The following is an 11,779-nucleotide window of genomic DNA, read 5'->3' on the forward strand; positions in this document are numbered from 1 at the left end:
TTAGAAATAAATCTAAAATTATTATATTAAATTGTTATTAATTAATGAAATAATAATTGTGATAAAATGGCAAACAAAGTGGTTAGAATAATTTTAGTTGTTGTACTATTTATTGTATTTTTTGAATTAGGCCTTTTTGCTTCATATACAATTGTTACTTCTGAACCTCCGAATGTTCAGGGGCTAATAGAGATGCAAGTTAATAAGATAACTAGCTTTTTCAGCCCTGAGAACGTTAACAATGCTTTAATTAAAGATCCGACTCCAATCAATATATCCAATAAGAAGGATGTTGCTTTGAAACTGGAGGAACTGTCGGAGGTTGATGGGGTTAATTATGCGTCTATTAATGTGACTACTACTGAAGACACAGATAATAGTGAATATAATGTAACAATAGAAGCTTTAGGTTATGCATCTCCTAATTCTACTTCAGGAGAGATTGTCATTAGTCAGACTCCATCGTATAAGATTATAGCCAACGCTATGGTTACCCGTAAAGGAACAGGATTAATGGTAGACATTGATTCAATTTCAATAAATTCGGTTTTAAAACTATACTAGTGATTAAATATGATAAATGTAATAGGTATCGGTCAAAATAGAGAAAACATGACTTTAGGTGCTCTTAAAGCTATTGAAGAGTCCGATGTTATTATTGGCTATAAGAAATATATAGATCAAATTGAGGATTTAATAGCCGATAAGGAAATAGTTAAAAAAGGAATGGGTGATGAGATAGCTAGGGCCGAGTTTGCTATTCAAAAAAGTTTGGAAGGTCGCACAGTTTCATTAGTTAGCTCCGGAGACCCAGGTGTCTTTGGAATGGCAAATGTATTGTATCAGATTCAAAGTAAACACGAAGATGTCGAGATTAAAGTTTATCCCGGCGTTTCAGCCCTCAACTATGCTTCAAGCAAGCTTGGAGCGCCTTTGAACGATTTTGCAGCAATTAGTTTAAGCAATATTTTGACACCTTTATCCGAAATTGAAAAGAAGTTGAAATTTGCATTGGAAGCTAATTTAATTGTAGCAATCTATAACCCTATAAGCAAAACTAGAAAAGAACCTTTTAGAAGATTTAAACAATCCGTAATTGATATAAAAGGTGAAGATGCATTAATCGGTATTGTAGATAGTACTTATGAGCCTGCAAAGGAAACCATTGTTGAGGTTAAGGACCTAACTGAAGATATTGTAAACATGTCTTGCACATTGATTGTAGGCAATGACTTGACTTATGTTCAGGATGGAAAGCTCATAACACCGAGAGGATATGTAGTAAGGTCTCAGATTCATCCTTTATCACAAAATCATTATGAAATGTTCTTAGATGGTAATATTGCGCATGGTCCAAACCGTGAATGCGATTATTATCCTTGTCACTATGAGGGCCAGTACTGTGATTTCTGTTATTGTCCGTTCTATCCTTGTGGAGATTCTTCAACAGGCGGGGAATGGATTAAAGGAAAGAATGTTTGGAATTGTAAGGATTGTACTTGGCTACACGAAAAAGACAGTGTTGAATGTTTAAGAAAACCTTTAGAAAATATTTTAGAGGATGTTGAAGATTTAAAGAAAAAGAAAAAAACTTTATTAAAGCTTAGAAGAGCATGCTTATTAAAAAATAATACAAATGACCTTTAGGTGAATTAATTGTCAATCAAAAATCTTTTAATTGAAATGAAAAATATGTCGGAACTGATGGTTGATTTAGCTTATTCCGCTATTTTATTTAACAGTAAAGCAGCGGCAGAGGAGGTAATTGCTTTAGAAAACGAAGTAAATGCCATGAATTATGAAATTAAAAAGGAATCATTAGTTGCAGCCAGATCATATGAGGATGCAGAAAAGTTAACTGCATTGCTTGAAATTGCAGAAGCTGCTGAAAGTATTGCAAATGCTGCAAAAGATTTGGCTGATTTAGTAATTACAGGTTTTAAACCACATCCAGTATTCAAGATGGTTATGGAAGAATCTGATAAAAGTATTGTTAGAGTGGTTGTAGATGAAAAATCAGATTTAGCGAATAACAGTTTAGGTGATTTGCTTTTGGTAAATCGTACTGGAATGAGAGTAATTGCTATTAGAAGAGGAACATCTTGGATTTATGGTCCAGATAAAAATACAACTATTTTACCAAACGATACATTAATCCTAAAAGGTACAGAAGCCGGTGCGGATTTGATTGAAAAGCTTGCAACCGCAGCTTGTTCTTTGGAAGATATTCCAGATGAACTTGAAGACGAAATAGACTGAGTGATAAAATGATTATGGGTAGTGATATGCATGAAGGACAGAAGTCCACAGAAGAAGATACGCAGTTCACTATCTGCATTTTCAAGATTTTCTGATTTTTTTAAAAATCAAAGCAGCGTTATTAAAGAAGGATTAATTGCTCTGTTAATCTGTGCTGTTGGAGATTTAATTGCTGGAATCATCTTAGGCAAAATGACATTTTTCCTTGAAACTTTCCCAGGACTTTTAGTAATCATTCCGGGGGCTATTGGTATGAGAGGAAATATTTTCGGCTCTTTTGCTTCAAGGCTGTCTACAAATTTACACATCGGTATTATATCACCTAAATTTGAATTTTCAGAACAGTTGAATTATAATATTTTTTCATCATTTGTTTTAACATTGGTCCTATCAATATTTTTGGCCATAATAGCTAAAATATTCTGTATTCTATTGCATCAGCCTTCAATGTCATTGATAGACTTTATATTGATATGTGTCATTGCTGGTGTTATTTCAAATTTGATTATGCTTCCGATTACAATGGTAGTTTCATATAAAAGCTTTGAACATGGTTGGGATCCGGACAATATCACAAGTCCAATCATAGCAGCATTTGGAGATTTATTTACTCTTCCTGCAATCATTGTTTCAATATTTGTTTTAAATGCAATTAACTTTGACATGTTATTTAAAGACATAGTTTTATTTGCAGTCCTAATCATTGTTTTAGTTAGCTTTATTTACTGTTATAAGCTTTCTGATGAAACCCATACAATATTAAAACAGTCAGCTCCCGTATTGTTGTTATGCTCTCTTTTAGGAGGTACCGCAGGCAGCATTTTAAATAGTTCAGTTGAGACATTGCTTACAAATCCTAGTTTGCTTACTCTATTACCTCTATTTTCAGGTGAAAGTGGAAGTCTAATTAGTATTTTAGGTGCTAGACTATCATCTGGTCTTCATTCAGGTTTAATTGAACCATTAAAAAGGCCTAAAGGCAATACTATTAGTAATTTTTTAGTTTGTTATGTTTTGGCTATTGTAGTATTCCCTTTAATTGGAATTTTAGCTGAAGGATCTTCATACTTATTTAAAACAGTAGGCATTGGTTTTGTTAATATAGTTTCAATAAGTACTCTGGCAGGTTTTATTTTGGTCAGCGTGATGATTTTCTTGGTGTACTATGTATCAACAATTTCCTATAACAAAAATCTAGACCCGGATAATATTGTAATTCCAGTTTCAACCAGTATAACAGATTCGATTTCAAGTTTAATATTGATATCTGTTTCATTGATTATTTTAGGAGTGTTAATCTAATACCACGCCTTTAATATAAGATTACACTCATTTACTCTAAAATAATCATATGTCAACTTATTCTTATCGAAATTTTTTGGAACGGATACTAACACGGCTTTTGCATTCTGTTTATTGAAGTGAATAAATACAATTGCACTTGTGTCATCGTAGAAATTGATTTCATCATTGAGATATATCCTATCTGAACTTGGTGATTGCCAGAGCCTAGCTTTAACAATTCTTGTTGTATCAACAAAATATTTTAAGCTGTCTTTTTCATTTTTGTCAATCAGCAGATAATAATCCGAGTTTTTCACGTTTCCTTTAAAGATTTTAAAGTAATTGCAACTGTGTTTTTCCTGGTCATGTTTGTGATTGCATTTACCATCATTTTGAAAGTCTTTGATTACATATTTATTGTAAAAATCGCATTTTACGAATCTGTTTATTGAAAATACATTGCCGTTTTCATCACTTTCACCTATTTTCACACTTGGAACACTGCTTTGCTGTGGAATTATTTCCATGGAGGTTTTAATTTTTGTTTCAAAGGTTTGTTTATCAATCAACTTTTTATAATTTTTTCCAAGGGCCAGAAATTTATCATATGATACACTGTTTGGAATGGTTTCACCATGTTCATTTATAACTGCAAGGCCAGGTGTTCCTTTCCCATATTTTTCCCAGTTATCGGGGTTTCCGGGATTATTGATTAAATTGTCAGCCACTTCCCCAAGCAAGCTTTCTGTGTTTTCTATTTCCGATGATGAAATCGTTTTTTGTGTCATCATTTCTGAGAAATTGAGTACAATTCCTGCAATCATTAAAGTTACTATTAAAACGATAGCTATTTCAATGGTCATGTTTCCTCTATTGTCCATCATCTTCACCATTCAACCCATATTTCTTCATGTGAGAGCTATCTAGAATTAAGCTGTTAATGTCTAGCTTATCCATTTTTTTTCCTGTATAATGGTCGTGGAATATCACGTGGTCGGAACAGGAAATGGAATCGTTTGTCAGAGGAGTATGTGTCTGTATAAATGTCTCAAGTCCATAATGAGGGCATGTTCCCTTTCCTTCAAGTCTACATAAAAAGCAACTTCCGTCAGCACTTTCATGAAAATAACCCTGTTTTAAACAGTCCTTTAGCACACCGGGGTCGCCATGATGAACATAGGGGTCATATGGGCATTTTTTGATGTATAGTGGTGATGTTGCAAATAAATATGAAAACGGCGAGTCCAGATTCCTCAGTTTAAGATATCTTGCAAGCGCATTCTTGTAGTTGAGTTTTTTGCCTTCCTTAAATATTCCTGATGCAACCGTTAGTTTCGCAGGAGGCAACGGGTCTTTAAGGCCTTCAATTGACACGTTCTTTTCAATGATCTTATTAAAATGATTATTGTTTTTGTTAATGTTCAGCTTTACTTTGAATAAGACTTTCCAGGGACTGCTGCTACTTTCAACAGATAAAACCTCGGATGTGATGTCAACATCATATTTTTCATTCAATTCTTCATTTTTTTCTTTTAATTTTTTATTTAAATTCTTTTTTATAGTGTCTTTACTGTTAAATAGCTTAAAGCTATGGTATACTCTTTCACATGCATCATATAGGGAATCTCTACCTAAAACTTCTATATTATTTGAGTAATCATCAATAATATATTTGAAATTATTATTCTCTTCAGAGTCAATATTTTCACTTTCCATATATGTTATGGTCGTATAAACAATAATGGCCATTAATAATAATATTGTTATTAAAATAACAGTCGTTCCCAGTATTAGATTTCCATTTGAATCGATTTTCATTATTAGAGATATAGTCTGTATTTATAAAATTATTTTCAAAGTGCGACTATATGATTTTTCACAAAAAAGTATGAAAAAATTATAAATACCTTTAAAATAGTAATAAAAAAAATACTTATTTATATTATCAATTAGAAACTATACATATTGAAAATATATGGAGGATTTACATGTCAGATACTGTTAGAACATGGCGTCATATACAACAAAGATACAATCTTATTGGTTCTAAATGTACTACCTGTGGAGAATTATTTTTCCCGTCTCGTGTAGTTTGTCCTAACTGTAGAAGAAAAGGAAATCTTGAACCATTCCAATTCAGTGGAAAAGGTAAAATTTACACATACTCAATAATTAGATCCGCTCCCGACGATTTCAAAAAATCAGCACCATATGCTGTTGCAGTAATTGAACTCGAAGAAGGTGCAAAATTAACATCTCAGCTTGTAGATTGTGATGTTGATGATATTGAAATTGGTGATGATGTAGAAATGGTATTTAGAAGAATTAGAGAGGATGGAAAAGACGGAGTAATCTCCTATGGATACAAATTCAAAGTTATCAAATAATACTGCCGTAATTTTAGTAAGTCACGGAAGTACGCTACCTTACGCTGAAGAAGTATTCAGTGAGATAAAAGATAAGTTTATTAAAGCAAGCGGTTTGGCTACTGAAATCGGCTATATGAAAGTTTCTGAACCTACTATTGCTGGAGCCGTTGAAATATTAAAGGATGATTTGGATGATTTGGATAAGATCATTGCCCTTCCAGTATTTTTAGCTCCGGGTATTCACACTAACATCGATATTCCAACTTTATTAGGATTGGAACCTTTGGAAGTTGATCCTAGATGTCCCGATGGCAATTATCCGGCTGAACATTATTTGTCAATAGCCGACGATGTTGAATTCGATGGTGAAATCGAGTTGTTGCCTTCAATCGGGCCTCGCGATGAACTTTTGAAAATCATCGATAAAAGAGTTGAGGAGGCTTTAAGCGATTCTAAACTTGATGATGATGCAAAAACTGGAATTTTACTTGTTACACATGGTTCTAGATTAAATTACAATAAAGAGTTTGCAACAGAATTGTATAATAAATTTGAAAGAACTTGTGACATGCCATCTAGTTTTGGCTTTATGGAATTATGCGGTCCTAGCATCCCTGAATCTATCAATAAATTAGTGGATGAAAATAATTTGGAACGATTAGTTGTGGTACCTATATTTATCGCTCCTGGAATGCATACAACTCATGATATTCCTCACATCCTAGGATTTTTAGAAGATCATGAGCATGAACATTCTCATGGCCACAGTCACGGTCATGACCACTCACACGATTTGACCCCTGTTGAGTTTGAAGGTGAGATTTTATATCCGGAGCCAATTAAAGCGGATGATATTTTAATAGATATTTTAGTCGATATGGTAGATGAAAAATTATAGTTTTTCATATATTTTTTTGAAATATTTTTTATTCAATATAACTTAATTAAATGTAACTTAAAGTTTAATACTAATTGATTTGGAGAGGAAGAATTATGTCTGAAAAAACTGGAATTTTACTTTTGAGCCACGGTTCTAGATTAAAAGATGGCGAAGAAGTGATTAAAGCTTATAAAGAAATGTATCAAGAAGAGTTTCCTGAAGCCATTATTGAATATGGATTTATGGAAATCAGAAAGCCAGGTATACCTGAAACCATTAAGAAATTAACATCTGAAAACGATTTGGATAAAATCATTGTTGTTCCCGTATTTGTAGCTCATGGACTTCACACAAAAAGGGATATACCAGGATTATTAGGTATTGAAAGTGATTTTGATGAGGAATCTGTCTCCGGTCATCATCACCACCATCATGACCATGGGCACGGCCACGGACATCATCATCACCACCATCATGACCATGATGATGAAGAGGTGGAATTCGATGGTGAAATTATCTTAACCGAACCTTTAGGTATCGATACACGTTTATACGAAATTATTAAGGATAGAGTTTCAGATGCATTATAATCTGAAACATTTTTTTACTTTTTTTGAATAACTATATTTATTTTAAAATTTATATTATTATTTATGACCTTAAAAGTCTCTGATATTGGTGAAAAAGAATTAGTTAGATACATTATAGCTAATTCAAAGGACATTACTCCTGATGACACTGCAGTCACCAATTTTAATGGGAATAATTTGATTTCTACTTGTGACATGCTGATTCAATCCAGACATTTTCCCGAAAAGATGTCCTATTTTGACATGGGATTTAAATCGGTGACAGTTAATGTGAGTGATTTAGCGGCTATGGGTGCTAAGCCATTAGGCTTTTTATTGTCTATAGCCCTTCCTAAGGATTTGGAGTTAAACAGTTTTAAACAAATAATTGAAGGTGTTTTAAGTGCCTGTAACTATTATTCCATTCCATTGATTGGAGGAGATACCAACGAGGCATCTGAAATAATAATTTCCGGAACAGCTTTGGGCTTTTGTGATAAGCCTCTGATGAAGGATACTTACAATATTGGCGATTTGGTGGTTGTCACCGGCGATATTGGAATTGCAGCTTTGGGCTTTAATTTGGATTCAATGGATAACATATATGTAAATAAAGTATTGAAGCCAATAGCCAGACTGAGAGAAGGTATTTTAATCAACGATGCGGGAGCTACTTCTGCAACCGATATAACCGATGGGCTTGCATGCGAATTGCATGAGATGAAAAAGGATGGATTCGGCTTCATGATTTATGAAGAAAGGCTGGACGTTTCTGAGGAATATAAAGAGATTAGTAATCAATTAAATTTAAATTATCTAGATTTAATTTTACATGTTGGAGAAGATTTTGAATTAATTTTCACGATTTCAAAAGATAATTTGAAAAATTTAGACATTGATTATAAAGTAATCGGAAAGGTCACCTCTTCCGATAAAGTTGAAATAACTTTAGAGAATAATATAATTGAAGAAATTGAAAACAAAGGTTATGAGCATTATGTTAGTGAATAACAATCTTTACAAAAAGAGCTCAAAATCACAAAAAATAAGATGTGAAATCTGTGCAAATTATTGTAAAATATCAGATGGAAAATATGGTATTTGCAAGCAACATAAAAACATTAATGGGGAGCTGTCTGATGAATCCTATGGAATTGTTTCTTCTTTAAGTCCGGATCCTATTGAAAAAAAGCCATTGCATCATTTTCTTGCGAACACATTTACATATTCGATTGGGGGTTTTGGATGTAATATGACATGTTTGCATTGCCAGAACTATATGATTTCTCATGAATATGGCAAATTTTCTAGAGGAATTAAAATAACACCAGAAAGCATTGTGGAAAATGCACTTAATTATAATTGTAAGTCAATTGCTTGGACTTATAATGAACCTACCATACACTTACCTTTCAACAAAAAAACTTCTATTTTAGCAAAACAAAAAGAATTAAAAGTTATCTATGTAAGCAATGGATATTATTCAGATAAATCTCTTGAAGAAATTTTGAGTTTTGTGGATGCCTTCAACATAGATTTAAAATCCATGTCTCAAAGTTTTTATAAAAAAGTTTGCGGCGCAGATTTGGATGTAGTTTTAGAAAATCTAAAGAGAATTTACAGTGAAGGTAGACATCTGGAAATAACCAATTTAATAATTAATGATTATAATGATTCTATAGATGAGATTAATCAGTTATGTGATTTTATTGTTAATGAATTGGGCCCTGAAGTTCCTCTTCATTTTTCAAGAGCATTTCCACATTATAAAATGAATAATATTTCACCTACAAATAAGTCAATATTATTTGAAGCTAAAAAAATAGCTGAAAATAAAGGAATTGAAAATATCCATCTGGGAAATATTTAAAAAAATAAAAGATTTAAAAATCAATTGATTGGTCTTTTTGAATTTTGTTTCCATTCCATGCCATTAGACTACTCCATTCGGCAAATGGGGATGTCCAGAATAGATCATTAGCTTCAAGACCTAAGGCTAGGAAAACACTGCAACATAAATAAAGACTACCTGTATTAATGTCACTTTCGGAAATATCTAATTGTGAACCTTGAAGACCAACAATTAACCATCCAGAACTATTAAAGTTTCGATTGTCTCCGAAGTGCTTTTTCAGGATTTGGGTTAGAGCAGACCTAACTTGAGCAGGATTGATATTTCTAGGCAATATTTTAAGCAAACATGCTTGAGAAAGTAGATGGAAAACACCGCAACGGTATGAAAGGCAGCTTCCTAAAAGGGGATATGTTCCTTCAGGAGAGATAACCCTTTCAAGTTCTGATGCTAATCTTGATGATCTCATCAATTGGATATCCAAGAATTCCCCTTCATTAATTCCATATTTTCTCATTACTTTTAAAATATCGTTTAGCATTGGGTGGATAACAATACTGTTAAAGTATCCTACAGTAAAGTCCTCACCATCTGAATAAATTCCATCACCTATATAGAATTCATCTCTGAATCTGCGAATTCCATAACTTAAACGCTCCTTATCACATTCACCAGTAAATTCTAAAAGAGCCGCTTCAATCATGGATGTAAACAATAGCCAATGATTCTCGTAAGGAGCTATGGTACGTGTATTTTTAAGTTCACGAATAATTCTAGCTTGATCATCCATTTGTAAATTGAGCCAGATTTGATTTTTAGCTCTGAGTAATCCCTGAGCAAATAGAGCCACATCAACTAAGGATTGTCTAGGTTCAATATTGAAAATATAATCGTTATGGTTTGGATCAACGGCATTTGAAATAGCTTTTAGTGTTACTCTAATATATTTTTCACGTAAAATTCCTTCCTCAGACCTATCCGGTCCCAGTTCCAACCATGCTGAAATTCCATTGAAAACGCGGGAAAAAGCTTCAAGGTATGAAAATTTTTGACCTTCGAGACTAGTTGATTCATAAGGCATATTTTTCTTCAATGAACCTTTTGCAAGATTTGTCAAAACTGGATTGGTTATTTTTCTCATAACAGAAATCCAATATTCTCTATCTTCTATAACATTAGTTTTTTCTTCAATTATAGGCTCTTCTTTTTTCTTAAATCTTTTTAAAAATGAATTACTCATGTTCTTATAATTTGTTGTACATAATATATATATTTTATAAAAAACATATATTTATCATTATTAAAAGAGGTTAAAAATATGCCAACAATGTCTGAAAAAATATTAGCTAGAGCATCTGGTAAAAATGAAGTTGAAGCCGGAGATATAGTTATAGCAAATATTGATGTAGCAATGACACATGATTTAACCGGACCTCTTTCAGTAGAATCTTTTGAAAAAATTGGGGCTGAAAAAGTCTGGGATTCCTCTAAAATTGTCATTCCTTTTGATCATCAGGTTCCTGCTGACTCTATTGACTCTGCTAATAATCATATCATTATGAGAAAGTTTGTAAAACAACATTCTATAGAACATTTCTATGATGTAAATGCGGGGGTATGCCATCAGATACTTCCGGAATTGGGTCATGTTGTACCTGGAGAAGTAATAGTCGGCGCTGACTCACATACCTGTACTCATGGAGCTTTAGGAGCATTTTCAACAGGTATAGGATCAACTGATATGGCAATGGTATTCGCTGAAGGTAATTTATGGTTTAAAGTACCTGAAACAAATAGATTTGAAATTAATGGTAAATTAAAAGATAATGTTTATGCTAAAGATGTTATATTGCATATTATTGGCCAAATAGGTGCTGATGGTTCAACATATAAGGCGTGTGAATTTGCAGGCGAAACAGTTTTGGACATGAGCATATCCGATAGAATGGTTTTGTGTAATATGGCCATTGAAATGGGTGGAAAAACCGGTTTGGTAGAGCCTGATAAGAAAACCATTGACTATGTTGAAGCTAGAAGCAATAAACCTTATGAAATTTATAAGACTGACTTGGATTCTTCGTCCTTAAATATTATCGATGTTGATGTAAGTGATTTAGACCCTCAGGTGGCTTGCCCGCATCATGTGGATAATGTAAAACCAGTTGGAGAAGTAGATGTTGAAATTGACCAAGTATTCATTGGATCTTGTACTAATGGTAGGTTATCTGACCTAAGAGATGCTGCAAAAATATTGAAAGGAAATAAAATAGCAAAAGACACTAGAATGCTTGTTATTCCAGCATCAAAGGAAGTTTACTCAAAAGCACTTGATGAAGGATTAATCAGAATATTTGTTGATGCAGGAGCACTTGTATCCGCTCCTTGTTGCGGTCCATGCTTGGGCGGACACACTGGAATCATAGGGCCTGGTGAGGTAAGTCTTTCAACTTCAAATAGAAACTTTAAAGGCAGACAAGGCTCACCGGATGGAGAAGTTTATTTGTCCTCTGCTGCTGTAGCTGCCGCTTCAGCAATTGAAGGAAGAATTGTGGCACCGGAGTGATAT

Annotated in this window: 13 protein-coding genes; 10 read left to right on the forward strand and 3 right to left on the reverse strand. The window is 33.2% G+C overall.

The window, feature by feature from the left end:
• The first annotated feature begins 66 nt into the window (after window positions 1-66).
• The 4 genes from IJE64_RS02185 to IJE64_RS02200 are packed head-to-tail and all read left to right on the forward strand — an operon-like array spanning window position 67 to window position 3,561.
• Window positions 67-564, forward strand: coding sequence for a hypothetical protein (locus IJE64_RS02185; RefSeq protein ID WP_292781375.1), 498 nt, complete (start codon window positions 67-69; stop codon window positions 562-564).
• Between the two features lie 9 nt (window positions 565-573).
• A complete protein-coding gene (gene cobJ, locus IJE64_RS02190) occupies window positions 574-1,647 on the forward strand; it encodes a precorrin-3B C(17)-methyltransferase (protein WP_292781378.1) in 1,074 nt (357 codons plus the stop codon).
• 9 nt (window positions 1,648-1,656) lie between these two features.
• Window positions 1,657-2,259, forward strand: a complete 603-nt coding sequence (locus tag IJE64_RS02195; RefSeq protein WP_292781381.1) for a potassium channel family protein — start codon at window positions 1,657-1,659, stop codon at window positions 2,257-2,259.
• Window positions 2,260-2,289: 30 nt separating this feature from the next.
• A complete protein-coding gene (locus tag IJE64_RS02200; RefSeq protein ID WP_292781384.1) occupies window positions 2,290-3,561 on the forward strand; it encodes a magnesium transporter in 1,272 nt (423 codons plus the stop codon).
• Here IJE64_RS02200 and IJE64_RS02205 read toward each other — a convergent pair.
• Complete coding sequence (locus IJE64_RS02205) at window positions 3,558-4,427, reverse strand: TadE/TadG family type IV pilus assembly protein (RefSeq protein ID WP_292781388.1); 870 nt, start codon at window positions 4,425-4,427, stop codon at window positions 3,558-3,560. The genes IJE64_RS02200 and IJE64_RS02205 overlap by 4 nt on opposite strands.
• Window positions 4,414-5,361: a hypothetical protein gene (locus IJE64_RS02210; protein WP_292781393.1), complete on the reverse strand. Its 948-nt coding sequence runs from the start codon at window positions 5,359-5,361 to the stop codon at window positions 4,414-4,416. The genes IJE64_RS02205 and IJE64_RS02210 overlap by 14 nt, the downstream gene beginning before the upstream one ends.
• Window positions 5,362-5,531: 170 nt before the next feature.
• Between IJE64_RS02210 and IJE64_RS02215 the strand changes: the two genes are divergently transcribed.
• The 5 genes from IJE64_RS02215 to amrS all read left to right on the forward strand — a co-directional run bounded on the left by IJE64_RS02215 (window position 5,532) and on the right by amrS (window position 9,231).
• Complete coding sequence (locus IJE64_RS02215) at window positions 5,532-5,930, forward strand: Zn-ribbon domain-containing OB-fold protein (RefSeq protein WP_292781396.1); 399 nt, start codon at window positions 5,532-5,534, stop codon at window positions 5,928-5,930.
• Window positions 5,902-6,810 carry a sirohydrochlorin nickelochelatase gene (cfbA, locus tag IJE64_RS02220; protein ID WP_292781398.1) on the forward strand — a complete coding sequence of 303 codons (909 nt, stop codon included), beginning with the start codon at window positions 5,902-5,904 and terminating at the stop codon, window positions 6,808-6,810. Before IJE64_RS02215 ends, cfbA (IJE64_RS02220) begins: the two co-directional genes overlap by 29 nt.
• Window positions 6,811-6,905: 95 nt before the next feature.
• Window positions 6,906-7,382, forward strand: coding sequence for a sirohydrochlorin nickelochelatase (cfbA, locus tag IJE64_RS02225; RefSeq protein ID WP_394355587.1), 477 nt, complete (start codon window positions 6,906-6,908; stop codon window positions 7,380-7,382).
• Between the two features lie 63 nt (window positions 7,383-7,445).
• Window positions 7,446-8,372, forward strand: coding sequence for a thiamine-phosphate kinase (gene thiL / locus IJE64_RS02230; RefSeq protein ID WP_292781400.1), 927 nt, complete (start codon window positions 7,446-7,448; stop codon window positions 8,370-8,372).
• Window positions 8,359-9,231: an AmmeMemoRadiSam system radical SAM enzyme gene (gene amrS, locus IJE64_RS02235; RefSeq protein WP_342764985.1), complete on the forward strand. Its 873-nt coding sequence runs from the start codon at window positions 8,359-8,361 to the stop codon at window positions 9,229-9,231. Before thiL ends, amrS begins: the two co-directional genes overlap by 14 nt.
• A 13-nt stretch (window positions 9,232-9,244) precedes the next feature.
• Here the strand turns inward: amrS and IJE64_RS02240 are convergent, their stop codons facing one another.
• Complete coding sequence (locus tag IJE64_RS02240; protein ID WP_292781404.1) at window positions 9,245-10,453, reverse strand: DUF2264 domain-containing protein; 1,209 nt, start codon at window positions 10,451-10,453, stop codon at window positions 9,245-9,247.
• 78 nt (window positions 10,454-10,531) lie between these two features.
• Here IJE64_RS02240 and hacA point away from each other — a divergent pair, with 78 nt between their 5' ends.
• Window positions 10,532-11,776 carry a homoaconitase large subunit gene (hacA, locus tag IJE64_RS02245; RefSeq protein ID WP_292781406.1) on the forward strand — a complete coding sequence of 415 codons (1,245 nt, stop codon included), beginning with the start codon at window positions 10,532-10,534 and terminating at the stop codon, window positions 11,774-11,776.
• Window positions 11,777-11,779: the final 3 nt, after the last annotated feature.

This window comes from Methanobrevibacter sp., assembly GCF_017409525.1.
Classification (GTDB): Archaea; Methanobacteriota; Methanobacteria; order Methanobacteriales; family Methanobacteriaceae; genus Methanocatella.